The 20345-nt window shown below is 63.9% G+C and carries 20 protein-coding genes; 2 read left to right on the top strand and 18 right to left on the bottom strand.

All coding sequences use genetic code 11. From position 1 onward, the window contains the following. Window positions 1-193 precede the first annotated feature (193 nt). From ugpC (FJ417_RS03555) to FJ417_RS03510, 10 genes are all read right to left on the bottom strand, one after another. Complete coding sequence (gene ugpC, locus FJ417_RS03555; protein WP_140782487.1) at window positions 194-1261, bottom strand: sn-glycerol-3-phosphate ABC transporter ATP-binding protein UgpC; 1068 nt, start codon at window positions 1259-1261, stop codon at window positions 194-196. Window positions 1262-1264: 3 nt separating this feature from the next. Next, the gene (locus FJ417_RS03550) at window positions 1265-2113 is read right to left on the bottom strand and encodes a carbohydrate ABC transporter permease (RefSeq protein WP_140782486.1); all 849 of its coding nucleotides are present in this window, start codon (window positions 2111-2113) and stop codon (window positions 1265-1267) included. Then, window positions 2113-3036, bottom strand: a complete 924-nt coding sequence (locus tag FJ417_RS03545; protein ID WP_140782485.1) for a sugar ABC transporter permease — start codon at window positions 3034-3036, stop codon at window positions 2113-2115. Before FJ417_RS03545 ends, FJ417_RS03550 begins: the two co-directional genes overlap by 1 nt. A gap of 231 nt (window positions 3037-3267) precedes the next feature. After that, on the bottom strand, window positions 3268-4545 hold the full coding sequence (locus FJ417_RS03540; protein WP_140782484.1) for a sugar ABC transporter substrate-binding protein: 1278 nt from the start codon (window positions 4543-4545) through the stop codon (window positions 3268-3270). Window positions 4546-4571: 26 nt separating this feature from the next. Further along, complete coding sequence (locus tag FJ417_RS03535; RefSeq protein ID WP_140782483.1) at window positions 4572-5774, bottom strand: PLP-dependent transferase; 1203 nt, start codon at window positions 5772-5774, stop codon at window positions 4572-4574. Next, window positions 5771-6502: a FadR/GntR family transcriptional regulator gene (locus FJ417_RS03530; protein WP_140782482.1), complete on the bottom strand. Its 732-nt coding sequence runs from the start codon at window positions 6500-6502 to the stop codon at window positions 5771-5773. The genes FJ417_RS03535 and FJ417_RS03530 overlap by 4 nt, the downstream gene beginning before the upstream one ends. A gap of 367 nt (window positions 6503-6869) precedes the next feature. Next, window positions 6870-7646: an SDR family oxidoreductase gene (locus FJ417_RS03525; RefSeq protein WP_140782481.1), complete on the bottom strand. Its 777-nt coding sequence runs from the start codon at window positions 7644-7646 to the stop codon at window positions 6870-6872. A 103-nt stretch (window positions 7647-7749) separates the two neighbouring features. Further along, window positions 7750-8700, bottom strand: a complete 951-nt coding sequence (gene araH, locus FJ417_RS03520) for an L-arabinose ABC transporter permease AraH (protein ID WP_042645133.1) — start codon at window positions 8698-8700, stop codon at window positions 7750-7752. 11 nt (window positions 8701-8711) lie between these two features. Beyond that, a complete protein-coding gene (gene araG, locus FJ417_RS03515) occupies window positions 8712-10223 on the bottom strand; it encodes an L-arabinose ABC transporter ATP-binding protein AraG (protein WP_140782480.1) in 1512 nt (503 codons plus the stop codon). Window positions 10224-10290: 67 nt separating this feature from the next. Further along, a complete protein-coding gene (locus FJ417_RS03510) occupies window positions 10291-11283 on the bottom strand; it encodes an arabinose ABC transporter substrate-binding protein (RefSeq protein ID WP_140702368.1) in 993 nt (330 codons plus the stop codon). Window positions 11284-11551: 268 nt separating this feature from the next. Here FJ417_RS03510 and FJ417_RS03505 point away from each other — a divergent pair, with 268 nt between their 5' ends. Together FJ417_RS03505 and dgoD are read left to right on the top strand one after the other, a co-directional pair. Next, window positions 11552-12241 (top strand): FadR/GntR family transcriptional regulator, encoded by a 690-nt coding sequence (locus tag FJ417_RS03505; protein WP_140644844.1) that lies wholly within the window; start codon window positions 11552-11554, stop codon window positions 12239-12241. 14 nt (window positions 12242-12255) lie between these two features. Beyond that, entirely contained in the window at window positions 12256-13404 is a 1149-nt protein-coding gene (gene dgoD, locus FJ417_RS03500; protein WP_140782479.1) for a galactonate dehydratase, read from the top strand. 47 nt (window positions 13405-13451) lie between these two features. Here the strand turns inward: dgoD and FJ417_RS03495 are convergent, their stop codons facing one another. From FJ417_RS03495 to ugpC (FJ417_RS03460), 8 genes are all read right to left on the bottom strand, one after another. Next, the gene (locus tag FJ417_RS03495; protein ID WP_140782478.1) at window positions 13452-14111 is read right to left on the bottom strand and encodes a DUF2161 family putative PD-(D/E)XK-type phosphodiesterase; all 660 of its coding nucleotides are present in this window, start codon (window positions 14109-14111) and stop codon (window positions 13452-13454) included. A gap of 67 nt (window positions 14112-14178) precedes the next feature. Then, window positions 14179-15456, bottom strand: a complete 1278-nt coding sequence (locus FJ417_RS03490) for an L-fuconate dehydratase (RefSeq protein WP_140782477.1) — start codon at window positions 15454-15456, stop codon at window positions 14179-14181. Window positions 15457-15520: 64 nt separating this feature from the next. Further along, entirely contained in the window at window positions 15521-16252 is a 732-nt protein-coding gene (locus FJ417_RS03485) for an SDR family oxidoreductase (protein ID WP_140782476.1), read from the bottom strand. A gap of 18 nt (window positions 16253-16270) precedes the next feature. Next, window positions 16271-16717 carry a MaoC/PaaZ C-terminal domain-containing protein gene (locus FJ417_RS03480; RefSeq protein ID WP_140782475.1) on the bottom strand — a complete coding sequence of 149 codons (447 nt, stop codon included), beginning with the start codon at window positions 16715-16717 and terminating at the stop codon, window positions 16271-16273. Window positions 16718-16725: 8 nt separating this feature from the next. Continuing rightward, the gene (locus FJ417_RS03475; RefSeq protein ID WP_140782474.1) at window positions 16726-17799 is read right to left on the bottom strand and encodes a Gfo/Idh/MocA family oxidoreductase; all 1074 of its coding nucleotides are present in this window, start codon (window positions 17797-17799) and stop codon (window positions 16726-16728) included. Then, complete coding sequence (locus tag FJ417_RS03470) at window positions 17792-18121, bottom strand: L-rhamnose mutarotase (RefSeq protein ID WP_140644770.1); 330 nt, start codon at window positions 18119-18121, stop codon at window positions 17792-17794. Before FJ417_RS03470 ends, FJ417_RS03475 begins: the two co-directional genes overlap by 8 nt. Before the next feature lie 10 nt (window positions 18122-18131). Then, window positions 18132-19244, bottom strand: a complete 1113-nt coding sequence (locus FJ417_RS03465) for a mandelate racemase/muconate lactonizing enzyme family protein (protein WP_140782473.1) — start codon at window positions 19242-19244, stop codon at window positions 18132-18134. A gap of 1 nt (window position 19245) precedes the next feature. Next, window positions 19246-20343, bottom strand: coding sequence for a sn-glycerol-3-phosphate ABC transporter ATP-binding protein UgpC (gene ugpC / locus FJ417_RS03460; RefSeq protein WP_140782472.1), 1098 nt, complete (start codon window positions 20341-20343; stop codon window positions 19246-19248). Window positions 20344-20345: the final 2 nt, after the last annotated feature.

Below are 20345 nucleotides of genomic sequence, written 5' to 3'. Positions count from 1 at the left end.
TGTCGAGACGAATCAGCAGGAGTCTAGCAATCAAAATCCGCAATTCACCTGTCGATATTCTCGAAGGCGCCGACCCTTGAGCGATCAAATTGTCGCCATCACCAGCGCAACGATCGTACCCGAGTTGAACACCCACATCTGCCGCCGGTGCGTTGCTGGCGAAGCCATCCAATGACGCGTCGCTGTTGGCCAGCTAGCCGATCCGAACGCCGCTCTTTGGATCGAAGAGGTGCAGCGCCGCCCGATCGGCAGCGAGGCGGATGGTGTCGCCCGGCCTGACATCGCTGCGTCCCATGACGAAGACGCAGATCTGCTGGTTGGCTAGCCGGACATAGAACTGCGTCGACAGGCCGAGCGGCTCGACCACCTCGACCTCGGCCTTCAGCGCACCATCGTCGACCAGTCTGATATGCTCGGGCCGCAGGCCGATGGTGAGCGCATCGCCGTCCTGCAGCGGCAGACCGTCCGGCAATCCAAGCTTCTGGCCGTCGGCGAGCACAGCATCGACCTTGCCGCCCCTGGCGACCTTCGCCGGCAAGAAGTTCATGCCCGGCGAGCCGATGAAGCCGGCCACGAAGGTGTTGACCGGACGGTCGTAAAGCTCCAGCGGGCGGCCGACCTGCTGCACATAGCCGTCATGCATGACGACGATGCGGTCGGCCATGGTCATGGCCTCGACCTGGTCGTGGGTGACATAGACCGACGTGGTCTTGAGCTGCTGGTGCAGCGCCTTGATCTCAGCACGCATATGGACGCGCAATTTGGCGTCGAGGTTGGAGAGCGGCTCGTCGAACAGGAACACTTTGGGGTCGCGCACGATGGCGCGGCCCATGGCGACGCGCTGGCGCTGGCCGCCGGAGAGCTGGCGCGGCAGTCGGCCAAGGAAATTGTCGAGGCCTAGGCGTCTTGCGGCGGCCCCTACCCTGCCGTCGATCGTCGTCTTCTCGGCCTTTTTCAAAAGCAGGCTGAAGCCCATGTTGGAAGAGACATCCATATGCGGGTAGAGCGCGTAGGACTGGAACACCATGGCGATGTCCCGGTCCTTGGGCGCGACGTCGTTGACCAGCCGCTCGCCGATATGGATCTCGCCGCCGGTAACTTCCTCCAGGCCGGCGATCATGCGCAGCAGCGTGGACTTGCCGCAGCCGGACGGGCCGACCAGCACGACGAACTCGCCATCGGCGATCTCGAGATCAACGCCGTGCAGGATGCGCAGCGCGCCGTAATCCTTCTCGACGTTTTGCAGCGTGACGGAAGCCATCTTTTATCCTTTGACAGCGCCGGCGGTGAGGCCGGTGACGAGATAGCGTTGCAGGAAGGCGAAGAAGACGCAGACCGGAATCAGCGCCAGGATCGAGGCCGCCATCATCTGCCCCCAGTCGACGGCGAATTTGCCGATGAAGGTGAGCAGGCCGACGGCGAAGGTCTTCTGCTCGTCGCTGGAGATCAGCATCAGCGCGAACAGCAACTCGCTCCAGGCGGCCGTGAAGACGAAACCCAGCGTGGCGCCCATTCCCGGCAAGGTCAGCGGCACGATCACCCGGCGCATCGCCTGAGCCCGGGTGCAGCCGTCGATCATCGCCGCCTCCTCAAGATCCCTCGGGATGCCGTCGAAGAAGGACTGCATGAGGAAGGTGGCGAAGGCGGTGTTGAAGGCCGTGTAGATGATGATCAGTCCGATCAGGCTGTTGGTCAGGCCGAGATCGCCCATGATCCGGTAGATCGGCGGAATGACCATGACCAGCGGGAAGGTCTGGGTAAGCAGCAACAGGATCGCCAGCGTCGCCTTGCCGCGGAAGGTGAAGCGCGACATGGCGTAGCCGGCGAGCGTGGCGATGATGGTGACAAAGGCGGCCGTCGACACCGAGACGATGACGCTGTTGAGGAAATAGCGTGGAAAGTCGGAGGCTTCGAGCACGGTGACGAAGTTCTGGAAGGTCGTCTGCGACGGCCAGAAGGTGATGCCTTCCGAATAGAGCAGGCGCTCCGGCGTCACCGAGATCTTCAGCGTCCAGAAGATCGGGAACAGCGCGAAGATCACGTAAGCCGCGACCGCAGCGTAGAGCCCGATGCCGCCGAAAATGCGCGAGGAAGTGGAGCGACCGGCGATCATCAGACGTGCCTCACCAGGGTGCGGCGGATAGCGATCAGCCCGATGGCGTAGGCAATGAGCAGCACCAGAAGCAGCACCGCCACCGCCGAGGCATAGCCCTTGTCGAGCGACTTGAAGGCGCTGACATAGATGTAGACCGGCACGGTGCTGGTCGAGCCGGCCGGCCCGCCTTCGGTCATGACGAAGATCAGGTCGGCGAAGGTGGCGATCCAGATGGTGCGCAGCATGACCGTGATGACGATGGTCGGCGCCAGGAAGGGCAGCGTTACCTTGGTGAAGCGCTGCCAGGGCGAGGCGCCGTCGATGGCTGCAGCCTCATGCAATTCGGAGGGGATCGATTTCAGCGCGGCAAGCAGCGTTATGGCGAAGAACGGGATGCCGAACCAGATGTTGGCGACGATCGGGCCCCACATGGCGGTGGCTGGATCCGACAGCACATTGGTCGGCTCGGCCTTGAGGCCAAGGGCGAAAAGCCAGTGCGGCAGCGGCCCGATGATCGGGTTGAACAGCCAGGCCCAGGTGAGGCCGGAGAGGAAAGACGGCACGGCCCAGGGCAGGAAGACCACGGCCTGCACCACCTTGCGGCCGTAGAACGGCTTGTCGAGCAGCAATGCGAGACCCAAGCCCAGAAAGAACTGGAAGAACAGGCTGGCGACCGTCCACCACAGCGTGTTGATCAGCGCCTGACCGAGCACCTGGTCGGAGAGCATCGCCTGATATTGGGCAAGGCCGACATATTGCGACTTGAAGGCCGAGAATTTGCGAAAAGAGTAGGAGATGCCAATGACCAACGGCACCAGCAGCACCAGGACCAGCAGGACGATAGAAGGCGAAAGATAAAGCCACGGCTCGATCGCGGCCTTGCTGAACCGCCGCTTGCGCGGCGGGGCGGCGGATCGGATCTCGGACACTGCGTAGGTCATACGTTCTGGCTCTACGGTGGTGATTGGGTGCCGGGGACGGCGACAGCGTCCTTCTCCCGTGAACGAGGGGAAGATGCCGGTTCACCCTCCGTAGCAGCGGCGCAGCTGCTGCGAAGGACGGGCAGGCAGATGAGGGGCGGCGCGAACTTATGAAATGCTGGCGCCGCCCCTCATCCGTCACTTCGTGACACCTTCTCCCCGTAAACGGGGCGAAGGAAAAAGGCCTGCGCCTTACTTCTTGTTTTTCGCCAGCCAGTCCTGCTGTTCCTTGGTCAGGAACTTGGCCCATTCATCGGCCACGTCCTTGGCCGGCTTCTGGCCGAGCAGCACTTCCTGAAAATTCTTGATCGCCACCTGATCGACGAAGTTGCCGAGGTTTTCCAGATGCGTCGGCGGCGTCACCATTTCATATTTGGAGCTGTCGCTGAGTTCGGTGAACCAGCCCTTGAACTGCTCGGTCTTGAAGTGCGCGTCCTGGTCGGCGCCGTTGTGGATCGGCACGACGCCAACTTCCTTGGCCCATTCCAGATTGTCCTTCGGCGACAAAAGCGTCGCCATCAGCTTCCAGGCTTCGTCCTTGTGCTGGGAATTGGCGAACATCGCCCAGCCGGCATAGCCCAGCGTCGGATAGGATTTGCCGCTCGGGCCGACCGGCAACGGCGCAACCGCGAAGTCGTCGGCGCTCATCTTGTCGGCGATGCCGAGCAGCGCGTCCGGATCCTGGTTGAGCATGGCGCAGGTGCCGGAATAGAAGCCGGTCACCGTTTCGTTGAAGCCCCAGCTCACGGAATCTTTCGGCGCCAGACCGTTCTTGTACATGTCGGCCAGCATCTGCAGGCCCTTGACCGAGCCTTCGTCGTTGATGGTCGAGACACCGTCGTCGGTGAAGTAGCCGCCCTTGCCGTCGGCGATGTTCATGAACATGTGCATGCCGTTGAAGGCGCCGGGACCACCGCGCAGGCAGTAGCCATATTTGCCGGGGATGGCCGAGATCTTCCTGGAATCAGCGACGAACTCATCGAGCGTTGCCGGCGGGCCGTCGAGACCAGCTTCCTTGAACAGCTTCTTGTTCCAGAACAGCGCGTTCACATAGTAGCCGTAGGGGATCATGAACTGGGTGTTGTTGACGGTCGAGCCGAACTGCTTGGCGCGGTCGCCGAGCGTCTTGGCGTCGTCCCACTTGGCCATGTAAGGGCCGAGATCCTCGAGCTGGGCATTGTTGGCATAGAGGCCCATCCAGCGTTCCGGCATCTCGACGACGTCGGGCGTGTCGCCGGCCTGCACCATGGTGAGGAACTTCTCGAAGGCCTGGCCCCAGGGCAGCGAGACCACCTCGACCTTGATGCCCGGATTTGCGGTCTCGAATTCGGCGATCTGCTTCTTCAGGAATTCGGTGCGCGGCGGGCTGGTGATGACCTCGACCAGCTTGATGGTGGTGTCGGCCAGCGCGCCGCTGGCGGAAATCGCCAGGCCGGCGACGGCGGCGAGCATGAAGGTCAGTCTTTTCATGTTCAGGACTCCCATTTTTTGATCCGTTATTTTTTTGACTTGTCGAAGGCTTGGGCGATGTCGGCCCAGAGGTCCTCGACATTTTCCAATCCGACATTGAAGCGGATGGTTCGGGGGCTGACGCCGAAGCGCGCCATCGAATTGATGCCCGGCGTCTGCTCGAGCGAGGCCTTGGCCGGCACGACCAGGCTTTCATGGCCGCCCCAGCTGACGCCAATGCGGAAGAACTTCAGCGCATCGACGAAGGCAGGGATGTCGACATCCTCGGTGACCTCGAAGGAGAACAGTCCGGCATAGCCGGCTAAAGTCTTCTTGCCGGGATGGTTGGAGTAGGCGGGGTGGTTGACGCGCTCGACGTTGCCGTGCGCCTTCAGCCGCTCGGCGATGACAAGCCCGCTCTTCATGTGGTGCGGCAGGCGCAGCGGCAGCGTGCGCAGGCCGCGCAGCAAGAGCCAGCCTTCGAAGGGCGACAGCTTGCCGCCGAGCTGCGAATAGGTCTGTTCGTTGATATGTTTGATATGGGCGGCTGAGCCGGCCACCACGCCGGCGACGGTGTCGCTGTGGCCGCCCAGATATTTCGAGGCCGAATGCAGCACCAGGTCGACGCCATGCGAAATCGGCTTCTGGAAGACGGGGGTGGCCCAGGAATTGTCGATGGTGGTGACGATGCCCTGCTCCTTCGCCAGCCGCGTCAGATGCTCCAGGTCCTGCAGCTCGAACAGCATCGAGGTCGGACTTTCTAGGTAGAGCAGCTTGGCGCCGGGAAGTGCCGCGGCAACCGCGTCGGGGTCGGCGCCGTCGACATAGTCGACCTTGATTTGCAAGCGCGGGAACAGCCGCTCGAACAGCCGGTAAGCGTCGCCATAGCAGTTGCGCACGGCAACGATGCGCTCGCCGGCGCCGACAAAGGCGAGCAGCGTGGCGCTGATGGCCGCCATGCCGCTGGAAAAGCCGCGCGCCGCCTCGGCGCCTTCCAAGGCGGCGACACGCGCCTCGAACTCCATCACCGTCGGATTGTCGCCGCGCGAATAGATCGGCTGCTTTCTCCTGCCGGCGAAGGTGTCGGCCATGTCGGCGTAACTGGCGAAGGTGAACAGCGAGGTCTGGTAGATCGGCGGCACCACGGCGCCGCCCGGGAACGGATCGTCATGCGCCAGCAGCGTCGCCGCCTCGCCGAGATAGTCGCTGGCCATCGAGGCCGGGTCGAAAGTGTTGGGCTGCTCGTTCATCTGCGGTCCGAAAGCTTGAGGTTGGCGGCACCGCGTTTCAGATCGTCCTCGACGGTGGCGATGAGCTTCAGCGCCTCGGCGCGGGCGCCCTCGGGATCATGCGCCGCGATGCGCTCGAAGATGGTGCGGTGATAGGGGAAACTGGCATGGCCGAAGTCGCGCACGCCGAGCGGATGCTCCCAGAAGCGGTGGAACAGCTCGTGCATGGCACTGATGATCTGCTCGAAGAGCGGATTGCCCGAGGCGCGGTAGACAGCCTGGTGGAATTCCCAATCCTCTTCCGAGGACATGCCGGCGCGGGTGCGGAAAGCCTCTTCCATGACGTCGAGCTTGCGCTCGATCTCGGCGATCTCGGCCTTGCCGGCGCGAATGGCGCAAAGCGCCGCCGCCTCGGCCTCCAGCGCGCGGCGAATCTCCAGCGTGCGCATCAGGCCGGCGAAATCATTGCCGCCGGCCAATGTCAGCGGCATGTGCAGCATGTCGGGCGAGACGGCGGCCTTGAGATAAGTGCCCGAGCCTTGCCGCCGTTCGACGAGACCGAGGCCTTCCCAGCGCGTCAGCGCCTCGCGCACCGTGTTGCGGCTGACCTTGAGGCGTTCGGCCAGGATGCGCTCCGTCGGGAGTTTTTCACCGGGGCCAAGAGCCTCCTGCCGAACGAAACCCGCCAACGCCTTCAGAACCGCGTCGTCGCGGGCCGTGGTCTGGATGGGAGGCAGGAAATCGGTCACGCCAGCCGAGCCTAAAATGGTTCAATGGTCCAACCAATTTCTGCACAGGCGGAAAGATGAGTCAACAGTCGAAATGAGCTGGGCTGAACGGCGCGGATATGCGCCATTCAGCCCCGCCGTCTCAGGCGCGGATGCGCGCCGGCATGGGCTGATACGCAACGACCTGGAGCGGAGCTTGAAGGGTCCTAGGTGACCTCAGCCTCTCGTGGACAGATTTCAGCGACCTTCGACATGGCGGATCCCTCGTCGCACTGCATGACATAGCGGAGGCGGTCGTCGGCGAGCTCGATGCGGGCCATCGTCAGCCCTGATGCCGGGTCGCGGTGGTTTTGAGTTCCCGCGGCATATCAATGGTTCATGGCTTGTTTCAGGGATGGTGAAGCACGCTCAGTCCTCCATCCGCGACGAGGCAGGCGGCGTTGATGAAGGGGCATTCCTCCGAGACCAGAAAGATCGCCGCCATGGCGATCTCCTGCGGTGTGGCGATGCGCCCACCCGGATGCAGCGCCAGCGTCTTGGCGCGCGCGGCCTCCGGATCGTCGAAACTGTTCCAGTAGTCGAGGGCCTTCTGCGTCTCGACATAGCCCGGCGCCAGCGCGTTCACGCGCACGCCCTGGCCGGCATATTCGAGCGCCAGCGACCTGGTCAGGCCGAGCAGCGCGTGCTTGGCGACGGGATAGGGGAAGGTATGCGGGATGATGGTGAAGGCGTGCGTGGAGGCGATGTTGAGAATCGCCCCGCCGCCGCTTGCCAGCATGCCCGGCAAGGCCGCCTTGCTGCAATTCCACGCGCCTTTGACGTTGACGTCGAAATTGCGGTTCCATTCCTCTTCGCTGGCGTCGAGCGGCGTCGAGAAGACATTCATCCCCGCATTGTTGATCAGCGCGTTGACCGGGCCGATTTCCTCGCCCGCGCGGGCGACAGCCGACGCGACCGCCGAGGCATCGGTTATATCGGCCCGGCAGTGTCCGAGACGCCCGCGCGGCGCCGACAGGCCGGAGGCGGCTTTGTCCAGGAGCTCGCCGTCGCGATCGATCATGAACAAACCCGCCCCCTCGGCCAGGCAGGCTTCGGCGATGGCGAGCCCGATGCCCTGGGCGGCGCCGGTGAGAAAGATGCGTTTGCCTGAAAGGCGTTCAGTCATCGTCGTCACTCCAGTCGAAGACGGCCATGGCGATCCCAGCCCGTGAAGGTCTGGCCGGAAACGAGTCTCTTCAGCCCTGTCGGCCCGACATCGACATGCCGGCTCAGCGCCGGCCCAATGCCGACGAGCGCAGATTGTCGAGCAGGACCGCCAGAAGCAGGATCACGCCCCTGACGATATATTGGTAGAAGGCCGGGATGTTGAGCAGGTTCATCGCGTTCTCGGCGATGCCCATGATCAGCACGCCGACGATGACGCCCGACATCGTGGCCCTGCCGCCCGCAAGCGAGACGCCGCCGAGCACGCAGGCCGAGATCACCGACAATTCGAGGCCGACCGCGGCGTTGGGCTGGCCCGAGGTGATGCGCGAGGCAAGCAGGATGCCGGCGATGCCGCAGACCACGCCCTGCAGCGTGAATATCCAGATGCGCGTCCTGTCGACATTGACGCCGGCAAGGCGCGAGGCTTCCGGATTGCCGCCGATGGCCAGCGTGTTCTTGCCGAAGACGGTGCTGTTGAGCACGAAGCCGAAAATGGCGAAGAGCACCGCCAGCACCCAGATCGGCGTCGGTATGCCGAGCAGCTTCGACAAGGCAAGCTGGTAGAAGTCCGGGCTGTTGATGCCGACGGCGCGGCCGTCCGACGAGATCAGCGCAAAACCGCGCACGATCTGCATGGTGGCCAAGGTGGTGATCAGAGCATTGATGCGGAATTTGGCGATGACGACGCCGTTGACCCAGCCGACGACGGCGCCGCAGGCGATCGCCGCGATAAGGCCAAGCAGGATCGAACCTGTGGCGTTCGAGGCCATCACCGCGACCATGCCGGCAAAGGCGACGATGGAGCCGACCGACAGATCGAAGTCGCGCGCGGCGAGGCAGAACATCATCGTGCAGGCGACGATGCCGACGGTGACCACCGATTGCAGCAGGCCCAGCATGTTGCGGTCGGTGAGGAAGTTCGGCACCAGCAGCGACACCAGCGCGAAGGCGACGATGAAGATCACGACGAGGCCCTGCTCGCCGAGCAGTATCTTCTTCAACCGGTCGGTCATGGCGAATGTCCTCAGGATGCGATCGCGTCGGGGGTTTTCTTGTCTGGAAGGGCCGCGGCCAGGATTGCCTTTTCGGCGAACTGGTCGCGCGTGAGCTCGGCGCTGATGCGCCCGCCGCACATCACCAGGATGCGGTCGCAGATGCCCATCACTTCCGGCAGCTCGGAGGAGACGACGACGATCGCCATGCCGTCCTCGGCGAGTTGGTAGAGCAGCTCGTAGATCTCCGACTTGGCGCCGACATCGATGCCGCGCGTCGGCTCGTCGACGATCAAAACGCGTATGCCCTGCTCGGACAGCCAGCGGCCAAGGATGACCTTCTGCTGGTTGCCGCCGGACAGGTTGACGATGTCCTGCCTGCGCGAAGGCGTGCGCACCTTGAGCTTCTTGATGAAGGTTTCGGCCGTCGCGATCTCGCTGGCGCGGCTGAGCACCCCGAAGCGCGTGTGATGGCGCCTGGACGAGATGTTGATGTTTTCCTCGATCGAGCGGCCCTGGATGATGCCGTCATGCTTGCGGTCCTCGGAGCAGAGCACAATGCCGGCGCGGATCGCGTCATGCGGGCTGGCGGCGGCAATCACCTTGCCGTCGACGGCGATCGTGCCGCCCGAGCGCGGATCGGCGCCGAAGACCAGCCGCATCAGCTCCGAGCGTCCGGCGCCGATCAGGCCGAAGAAGCCGACGATCTCGCCGGCGCGAGCTTCGAAGCTTGCCGGCGTCCGCAATCTGGCGCCGCTCAGATTATCGGCCTTGAGGCGAACCTTTCCCGGCTTTCGCGGCCGAAAACCCCAAATGTCGGAAATCTCGCGACCGACCATCTCGGCAACGACCTGATCGCGCGTCACATCTTTCAGCGATGCGTGCTGCGCGGCGAGCTTGCCGTCGCGCAGCACCGTCAGGCTGTCGCAGAGGCGGAACACCTCGTCGAGGCGGTGCGAGACATAGATGATGACCTTGCCCTCGCCGCGCAGCCGGTCGATCAGCTTAAACAGGATCTCGCTTTCGCGCGAGGACAGCGACGAGGTCGGCTCGTCGAGCGCGATGACGCGGGCGTCGAGCATCACGGCCTTTGCGATCTCGACCATCTGGCGTTCGCCGATCGAGAGCGTCTTGACCTTGCGGCGCATGTCGATGTCGATGCCGGCCGACTTCAGCTTGGCGCCGACATCGTCGAGCATGCGGCGGCGGGCGATGACGCCTCCGCTCGCCGGAAACCGGCCGAGGCTGAGATTTTCGGCGACGGTCAGCTCGGGCACCAGCTGCAATTCCTGATGGATGACGATGACGCCGTTGTCGAAGGCATTCCTGGTCGAGGCATAGGCCTGGACCTTGCCGTCGATGCTTATCTCGCCGGCATCGGCATGCTGGTCGCCGGACAGGATCTTGATGAGGGTGGATTTGCCGGCGCCGTTCTCGCCCATCAATCCGTGCACGGCGCCCTTTTCGACGCCGAACGACACGCCGGACAGAGCCCTGACGCCCGGATAGGTCTTGCTGATGTTGGAAAATTGGAGAAAGGACACGGCCTAGATCCTTGAGCATGCCAAACGGGCGGCAGCATCAAGCCGCCGCCTGTTTGTACAGGGAAGGCTATTCGATGCCGAGGTCCTTGCGCACCTTCTGATAGTCGTCGCGCTTGGCCAGCGCGCCGGAGGTCAGCGTAAGCTTTGCCGGCTCCTTGTTGTTGGCGATCCAGTCATACATGTTGAGCGCCGTCTCGTAACCATGGCGCTTCGGCGAGATGATCACCGTGCCGACGAAGCCGGTCGCGGCCGGTTTCTTGAACTCGTTGATCGCCGATTCCGCGCCGCCGATGCCGACGCCGATCATGCCGTCGGCCGGAATGCCGACGCTTTCGGAAGCGCGCACGGCGCCCAGCACCGCCTCGTCATTGAGGCCGAAGGCAATCCACTTCTTGATGTCGGCATGGGCATTGAGCACCACGGTCGCGGCATTGAGCGCGGCTTCCGTGTCGGTCTTGGCCTGCGGTGCGTCGAAAATGTTTTCCGCCTTGAAGCCGGCAGCCTTCAGCACCGAGATCGCACCCTCGACGCGGTCGACGGCAGTCGGCAGCTGGTCATAGGAAACGCGGATCGCGCCGACCTCGTCCATCTTCCAGCCCCGCGCCTTCATCTCGTCGAGGATGGCCTGACCCACCGCCTCGCCGATCTTGGTGGCGGAGATGCCCATATGCGGCACGTCTTCCAGCGGCTTGCCGTCGGCGCCGACGAGGCGATCGTCCACCGTCATCAGCTTCAGATTGTTGGCGGCCGCCTTGGCGACGATGCCCGGGCCGAGCTTCACATCAGGCGTGCAGACGACGAAGCCTTGCGCGCCCTGGGCGCCGAGATTGTCGATCGCCGACATCAGCTTCTCGCCGTCTTCGGCACCGATCTTGACGAGAGTGAAGCCCTTTTCCTTGGCAGCCTGGTCAGCGAATTTCCATTCGTCCTGGAACCAGGGTTCCTCGGGCTGTTTGACGATGAAGCCGATCTTGGTGTCCTGCGCATAGGCAGACGCGATTGTCGTGACCGACAAGACCGCGAGAGCGCCCGCGACGAGCGCGGTTTTCAAAAGTCGCATGTTTACCTCCCAGCGAACGGCCGGGCGCCGAGCCCGGGCCTCCCGTCATTAATCAATTTCATCATACACGTCAATTGATCTGGTATGATAAATGATTTAAATAGTCCGCTCAGTGGCGCTGGCGCAAATCACCGGTATCCGCTAAGGCCGGGCCGAGCGCGCGCAAACCAGGGTTCGCTGCCTTGGAGGAGGGGCTGAGGTGAACGAGACACCGAAGAAGGCTGACGAGGCGACGGAGGAACGCGAGACGGCGCGTCGCCCGCGCGTCATGCCGGATGTGACAAGAGCGCTCGCCTCCGACATTTTCTCGGGCCGCTATCCGGCCGGATCGTCGCTGCCGACCGAGAACGATCTCGGCATCGAATATGGCGTCAGCCGTACCGTCATACGCGAAGCCCTGAAGGTGCTGGCGGCCAAGGGGCTGGTGCTGTCCCGGCCACGCGTCGGCACGGTCGTCTGCGACCAGGACAAATGGAACATCATCGATCCGCAGGTGCTGGCCTGGCATGCGCCGCATGCGCTGGACGACAAATTGTTCGACGCGATCCTCGAAACCCGCCGCGCCATCGAGCCGCTGGTCGCCGAACTCGCGGCAACGCGCGCGACGTTGCAGGAGATCGCCGACCTGGAAGCAGCCTGGCAAGGCATGGCCGGCGCCGGCGAGGACCTGACGCAATTCTCGCGCTCCGACATCGTCTTCCACCAGATCGTCTATGGCGCGAGCCACAACCCGATCTTCCGCCAGATCGGCAAGCTGATCGACACGGCGCTGCTGTTTTCGCTGGAAGCCACGGCGACGATCTCGCCGGTCAGGCGCAGAGAAGCGGCGGCGGCTCACGGCGAGGTGGTCGAGGCGCTGCGGATGCGCGACGCCGTCGCTGCGCGAAACGCGGCCAACAAGATACTCGATCTCGCCGCGCGCGACCTCGTCAGCGCCAAGAAACTGAAAAACAACTGAGACCGGCCGACCGCATGAAGATCACCGCTCTGACCACCTATATCGTTCCGCCGCGCTGGCTGTTCCTCAAGATCGAGACCGATGCCGGCATCAGCGGCTGGGGCGAGCCGGTGGTCGAAGGCAAGGCGCTGACGGTCGAAGCGGCGGTCAAGGAACTGGCCGACTATCTGATCGGCAAGGATCCGCGTCTGATCGAGGATCATTGGACGGTGATGTATCGCGGCGGCTTCTATCGCGGCGGGCCGATCCTGATGAGCGCCATCGCCGGCATCGACCAGGCGCTATGGGACATCAAGGGCAAGGCGCTCGGCGTGCCGGTGCATGAATTGCTCGGCGGCAAGCTGCGCGAGACGATAAAGGTCTATTCCTGGATCGGCGGCGACCGGCCGGCCGAGGTTGCGGCCGGCGCCAGGGATGTCGTGGCGCGCGGTTTCCAGGCGCTCAAGATGAACGGCACCGAGGAACTGCAGATCGTCGACAGCCATGACAGGATCGATGCCGCCGTCGAGCGGGTTGCCATGGTGCGCGAGGCGGTGGGCCCCGATATCGGCATCGCCGTCGATTTCCACGGCCGCGTGCACCGGCCGATGGCGCGTATCCTGGTCAAGGAACTGGAGCCCTACCGGCTGATGTTCATCGAGGAGCCGGTGCTGAGCGAAAACCGCGAGGCGCTGAAGGAGATCGCCGCGCTCGGCTCGACGCCGATCGCGCTCGGCGAACGGCTCTACAGCCGCTGGGATTTCAAATCGGTGTTCGAGGAAGCTGTCGTCGACATCATCCAGCCGGACCTGTCGCATGCCGGCGGCATCACCGAATGCCGCAAGATCGCGGCGATGGCGGAAGCCTATGACGTGGCGGTGGCGCCGCACTGTCCGCTTGGGCCCATCGCGCTGGCCGCCTGCCTGCAGCTCGACGCCGTGAGCTACAATTGCTTCATCCAGGAGCAGAGCCTGGGCATCCACTACAATGCCGGCAACGACCTGCTCGACTATGCCGCAAACAAGGATGTCTTCCGTTACGAGGATGGCTATGTCGCCATTCCCGACGGCCCGGGCCTGGGCGTCGAGATCGACGAGGATTATGTGAAGGAGCGCGCCAAGGAAGGGCATCGCTGGCGCAACCCGGTCTGGCGCCACAAGGACGGTTCGTTCGCCGAATGGTAAGCCGGGCGCCGAGTGGTAAGCCAGCGAATTTTTCGTCACCCAATAGCTTATAAGACCACCGCCGCGGGTGTGATCGCGGCAAGGCCGGCTTCTGTCAGTGCATAGATGCCGCGCTCGGCGCGGGCGAACCAGCCATAGTAATTATGCTGCAGGATGCTCGCGGCGCGCGGCGAAAGCACCTTGAGGTCGCGCGGCCGTTTCGGGCCGTCGGCCATGGCGGCGGCGCAGGCCAGCGCCTCCTGACGGTAAGCGGTCATGATCGGCTTCTTGCGCGTGCTGCCGCCGATGGACGGATCGCCCTTGCGGCGGTGATGTTCCTCGACCAGGCGCGAGCGCCGCCTGGGATCGCGGCGCGGCGGCAGGGCGGCGGGACTGAGAAGCAGCTCGACCTCGCCCTTCTTGCCGACGCCCAACAGGCCGAAGCCGAGACGGCGGCACAGCGCGCGGAAGCGGCGGTCGTGCTCCCTGCCCTTGCCGCGCGCCGACATCAAAGCAGCCAGCCAGACCTCGTCACAGGCCGCCGCGCGGTCGACGGCTTGCAAAACAAGCTCGAGGTTGAACTGCAGCTTCAATTCGCAAATGACGACAACCGGCGGCTCGCTCGCGCGGACGCCGACCACGTCGCAGCCGCCGATCTCGCCCTTGACGGCGAAATCCATGCTCTCGAGGAACCGCTTCACCGGCTCGTAGAGGGATGTTTCCTGCATGCGACAGGCATAGCCGATTCGCGGCGGTCCGGTCGCGTGCCGCGGCACGGTTTGCTGCGCCGATGCTTCAGGCGCGATGCAGGTAATCCTCGATCGACTGAGCCTTCATCTCGATCGAGAAACCGGGCGCAGCCGGCGGCATATAGGCGGCATCGCGGATCACGCAGGGTTCCAGGAAATGCTCGTGCAGATGGTCGACATATTCGATGACCCGCCCGTCCTTGCTGCCTGACACGGCGACATAGTCGATCATCGACAGATGCTGGACATATTCGCAAAGGCCGACGCCGCCGGCATGCGGCCAGACCGGCAGGCCGAACTTGGCGGCGATCAGCAGCACCGCCAGCACCTCGTTCAGCCCGCCCATGCGGCAGGAATCGATCTGCACGACGTCGATCGCGCCGCCGGCGATGAACTGCTTGAACATGATGCGGTTCTGGCACATCTCGCCGGTCGCGACCTTGATCGGCGCGATAGCTTTGCGGATCTTCGCGTGACCGGCGACGTCGTCGGGGCTGGTCGGCTCCTCGATGAAGAAGGGCTTGGCGAAGGCCAGGTCCTTCAGCCAGTCGATCGCCTGGTCGACCTCCCAGACCTGGTTGGCGTCGATCATCAGATAGCGGTCCGGCCCGATCACCTCGCGGGCGATCCTGAGACGGCGGATGTCGTCGGCGCGGTCGCGGCCGACCTTCAGCTTGATGTGATTGAACCCATCGTCGACCGCTTCCTGGCAAAGACGCCTGAGCTTGCCGTCGGAATAGCCGAGCCAGCCGGCCGAGGTGGTGTAGCAGGCATATCCCTCGCGCTCGAGCGCGGCGATGCGCCCGGCCTTGCCGGCCTCGGCCTTCTTCAGGATCTCCAGCGCCTCTGCCGGTGTGATCGCGTCGGTGAGATAGCGGAAATCGACGATGCGCACGATCTCTTCCGGGCTCATCTCGGCGACAAGGCGCCAGACCGGCTTGCCGGCTTCCTTGGCCCAGAGATCCCACACCGCGTTCACCACAGCGCCGACGGCGAGATGCATGGCGCCCTTGTCCGGGCCGATCCAGCGCAGCTGGCTGTCGCCGGTCACATGGTGCCAAAAACGGCCGGGGTCCTCTTTCACCCAGTCAAGATCGAGCCCAACGACGCGATGGCGCAGCGCTTCGATCGCTGCGCAGCAGATCTCATTGCCGCGGCCGATGGTGAAGGTGAGTCCATGGCCCTTCAGCGATGGGACATCGGTGTCGAGGATGACATAGGCTGCCGAGTAATCCGGATCCGGATTCATCGCATCGGAGCCGTCGAGGCTTTGCGATGTCGGAAAGCGAAGGTCGAAGGTTCTGAGGTCCGTGATCTTGGTCATGCCTGCCTCTTAACTGGGCTGCCTCGTAGCTGGATTGCCGCCGCCGCTGGCTGCCGGAACGGCCTCAGATCGACCAGCCGCCGTCGATGTTATAAGCCTGCCCGCTCGTGTAGGTCGCACCGGCCAGGTAGACCGCAAGGTCGGCGATCTCGTCGGGCGTGCCGATCCTGCCCATCGGCTGGCGGGCGATGAAGGCGGCGCGGGCCGCCTCATAGTCGCCCTGCGCCTGCATGCGGCCCTGAAGCGAGGGGCTCTCGACGGTACCCGGGCAAATGGCGTTGCAGCGTATGCCCTTGGCGACATAATCGGCGGCAATCGATTTTGTCAGACCGATGACCGCGGCCTTGGTCACGCCATAAGCAAAACGGTTCGGCACGCCCTTCGGGGCGCCCGCCACCGACGCCATGTTGATGATCGAGCCATCGCCGCGTCCCAGCATGCCGGGCAGCACGGCGCGGATGGTGCGGATCATGGCGCGCACGTTGAGATTGAAGGCGAAGTCGAGATCCTCGTCCTTCATCTCGAGGATCGAGCCGGCATGGACGAAGCCGGCGCAGTTGAACAGCACGTCGACGCGGCCGATCTCGGCGAAAGCCGCCTTCACCGCGTCGTCGTTCAGCACATCGAGTTTTCGCGCGGTAATGCCGGGCGTCTTTGCGAGGTCGGCTAGGGCCGCCTCGTTGATGTCGGTGGCGTGGACGATGGCGCCGGCCTTTGCGAAAGCCAGAACGCTTGCCCGTCCAATGCCCTGCGCGGCCGCCGTGACGACCACGACCTTGCCTGTGATATCAGCCATGTTCTTTTGTCTCCGTCTTCAGCCGGGCCGTCGCTCGACGATGTAGATGTGATCCGCCGCCAGCACGACCTCGTCGCGCTGGTTCAAAACCTCGACACGCTCGATGACACGTCCGGCGTTTGGCCGTTTCGTGTCGTCCTCCTTGGCGGCGATGGTGGTGCGCGTGCGGATCGTGTCGCCGATGAAAACCGGCTTGATGAAGCGCAGCCGGTCGTAGCCGTAGGAGAAGGCGGCGGGATTGATGACGCTTGCCGTCAGGCCGACGCCGACCGAGAAGACCAGCGTGCCATGGGCAATGCGTTGGCCGAAGGGCGTCGTCTTCATGAACTCGGCGTCCATGTGATGCGGAAAGAAATCGCCGGTGTGGCCGGCATGGACGACGAAATCGGTCTCGGTGATGGTGCGGCCGCTGGTGAGGCGCGACGAGCCGATCTCGTAATCCTCGAAATAAGTGGTCTGTTCCATGTCCCGCCTTACGGCTTTGCGGCCAGCGGCGTCGCCGGCGCGGCACTGGATTTGTAGGCGGCCTCAACCAATGCCATGGTGTGCCAGGCGTCCTCGACGGAGCTGACAAGCTCGGCGTCCTCGCCGGAAGCAAAACGCTGGATATTGGCCATGCGGCCGACAAAGGCATCGGGGAACCATTCGCCGGCGAGCGGCACGCTGACCCAATCCGACCCGCCCTTGGGATGGATTTCCAGAATATCGGGCTCGCCGCGCGGATAGTCGAGATTGAGGCCGAGCTTGACGTAAGCCGCGCCTTCGGTGCCGCAGATGCGGAACTCGCAGGCCTGGTAGCGGCGGCCGAATTTGTGGTCGTGATTGATGGAAAGTCCGCAACGCACCGTGTCGCCATAGTCGAGGATGGCGCTGGTGCGGGTCTGCGCGACCTTGTGGTTGGGATGACCGAGCGTCTTGGCGTGCACGCCCAGCGGATTGCCGAGAAGCTGGCGGATCAGGTCGAGATAATGGATCGAATGCATGGCGATCTCGACGCGCGGCGCCTTGAGCAGGAATTCCCACAGCTGCCAGGGCGTGTCGAGCGCCAGAAGCGCGTCGAAATCGACGACCTCGCCCAGCCATCCACGGGCGATGGCGTCCTTCAGCGCCAGCATCATCGGCGCGAAGCGAAGCTGGAAGTTCACGGCGGCCTTCAGTTGCTTGGCGCGGCAGATTTCGAGGATCTCGGTCGCCTCGCCGAGATAGTTGCCCATCGGCTTCTGGATCAGCGCCACCGCGTCGTCCGGCAGGGCCTTCAGCACCTCGGCATGCCGGCCCGGCGGCGTGGCGAGATCGAAGATCGCGTCCTTCACCGCCGCTGCTTCCTCGACCGAGCGGAACGCCGTCACGCCCCATGTCTCGGCGAGCTTCCGCGCCTTGGCCTGGTCCGGATCGTAGAGGCCGGATATCGGGAAGCCGCCCTTGCGGTAGGCGGGAAAATGCGCGTCGCCGACGATCGAGCCGGCGCCGAAGGTGACGATCGGACGCGGCTTCGACGGTTTCGGCCAGGACTGCGCCAGCGATGCCGGATCGAAGGCATCAGTCATGATGGAAGACCTCGTCCATCGACGCCCACCACTCGCCTTCCTTGCGGGTCGGCAACGGCTCCTGGCAAGGCATGCAGACCGCCCACCATTCCTGCGTCTTCGGATCGGCCGCCATCTTGGCCATGTCGGCGGCGTAGTCGGTGCCGTGATATTCGAAATAGGAGAAAAGCAAGTTCTCCGGCCGCTTCAAATAGATCGAATAGTTCTTGATGTTGCAGGCCGAGATCATGGCGAGAACATCAGGCCAGACAGCAGCGTGAAGGCGGACATATTCCTCGACCTTTTCGGGCTTCAAGCCCAGCACCATTCCCATGCGCTGCATGTCCGCCTCCCTATTTCACGATCGCCGTGGTGAATTCGGCGATGCTTCTTGCCTTCACGGCGTCCCAGTCCCAGTCGATGCCGATGCCGGGCTCGCTGGGCGCCAGCGCATGACCGTCCTCGATGCGCATCTTGGCGCCCGTCAACTCATCGAGCTGCGGAATATACTCGACATATTTGCCGTTCTGGATGGCGCAGACCAGACTGACATGCAACTCCATCAGGAAATGCGGGCAGACCGGCATATCGAAGGCCTCGGCCGCATGGGCCACTTTCAGCCAAGGGGTGATGCCGCCGATGCGGCCGACATCGACCTGGACGATGTTGCAGCCGCCCTTCTGCATGTACTCGCGAAAGTGCCTGATGGAATAGAGCGATTCGCCGACGGCGATCGGCGTCGGCGTCGAATTCGACAGCCGCACATGGCCGTCGATGTCGTCGGCCGGCAGCGGCTCCTCGATCCAGGCGAGGTCGAGCTCGCGCAGCCGTTCGGCGCGGCGGATCGCTTCGTCGACGGAAAAGCCCTGGTTGCAGTCGGTCATGATCTCGTAGCCGTCGCCGACCGCCTTGCGCACGGCCGAGAGCCGCGCGACGTCCTCGGAGCCGTGCGGCTTGCCGATCTTGACCTTCGAGCCGGTGAAGCCTCTTGCCTTCGCGGCAAGCGCGTCGTCGACAAGTGCGGCCGTCTCGATATGCAGCCAGCCCCCCTCGGTGGTGTAGAGCGGGCAGCGGTCCTTGGCGCCGCCGGCAAGCTTCCAGAGCGGCAGGTTCTGTTTTCTCGCCCGCAGATCCCAAAGCGCCGTGTCGATCGCGGCCAGCGCTATAGCGGTGATGGCGCCGATGGTGGTGGCGTGGGTGGCGAATTCGAGATCGTGCCAGATCGCCTCGATCTGGTCGGCGTCGCGGCCGATCAGGCGCGGCGCCAGATGGTCGGCCAGAAGCCGCATCACCGAGGAGCCGCCGGTGCCGATCGTATAACTGTAGCCGGTGCCCGACGCGCCGTCGGCATCCGTAATGGTGACGATCGGCGTCTCCTGGCTGACGAAGCTCTGGATCGCGTCCGTGCGCTTCACCTTCGGCACGAGGTCGACCATGCGCAGTTCGATTTTCTCGATTTTCGCCATGTTAGTTCCTCAGCGATTTGCCGGTTTCAGCGGAGAACAGATGCGCGCGGCTCAGATCGAAGCTCATGCCGATCCGGTCGCCCGCTTTCAACGGTTTCGGATTGAGCATGCGCGACACCCAGTCGGCGCCGTTGAACTCGGCGAAGACCAGCGTTTCGTTGCCGAGCGGTTCGGTGATGCTGACCGGCAGCTCGACGCGGTGGACTTCTGTTTCGCCGCCGGAGCTGAGGCCGTGACCGGTCGGATAGAAGTCGTCCGGACGAATGCCGAACACGACCTTGTCGCCGGCCGCCGTCTTCGACTTGAACTGGCCGGGCAGCGGCAGGCTGGCGCCGCCGCTGAAAACAAGCTTGCCATCGCTCACCGCCGCCTCGTGCAGGTTCATCGGCGGCGAGCCGATGAAGCCGGCGACGAAGTGGGTCGCGGGTCGGCTGAACACCTCGTCCGGTGTGCCGACCTGCTCGATGTAACCAGAGCGCATTATGACGATGCGATCGGCAAGCGTCATCGCCTCGACCTGGTCGTGGGTGACGTAGATGACCGTCGACTTGACCTTGGCGTGCAGCTTCTTGATCTCGGTGCGCATCTGCGTGCGCAGCTTGGCATCGAGGTTGGAGAGCGGCTCGTCGAACAGGAAGACATCGGGATCGCGCACGATGGCACGGCCCATGGCGACGCGCTGGCGCTGGCCGCCGGAGAGCTGCGAGGGACGGCGCTCGAGCAGTTCGTCGAGGCCGAGGATGGCGGAGGCTTCCGCCACACGCCGGTCCATGTCGTCCTTGGCCGCACCCGCGATCTTCAAGGAGAAGCCGAGGTTCTCGCGCACCGTCATATGCGGGTAGAGCGCATAGGACTGGAACACCATGGAGATGTTGCGCGAGCGCGGCGGCAGGTCGTTGACCACGCGGCCGCCGATGTCGATCGTGCCGCCGCTGATGTCCTCGAGGCCGGCGATCATGCGCAAGGTCGTCGACTTGCCACAGCCGGACGGACCGACCAGCGCGATGAATTCGCGGTCGGCGATGTCGAGATCGATGCCGTGCACGATCTCCATGTTGCCGTAGCGCTTGGTGAGCTTTTTCAGCGAAACCGTTGCCATGA

The sequence above is a fragment of the Mesorhizobium sp. B3-1-7 genome, from assembly GCF_006439385.1.
In the GTDB taxonomy this organism is placed as follows: Bacteria; Pseudomonadota; Alphaproteobacteria; order Rhizobiales; family Rhizobiaceae; genus Mesorhizobium.
Note: the sequence above shows the minus strand (reverse complement) of the source record. Positions and strands in the feature narration are given on the sequence as shown.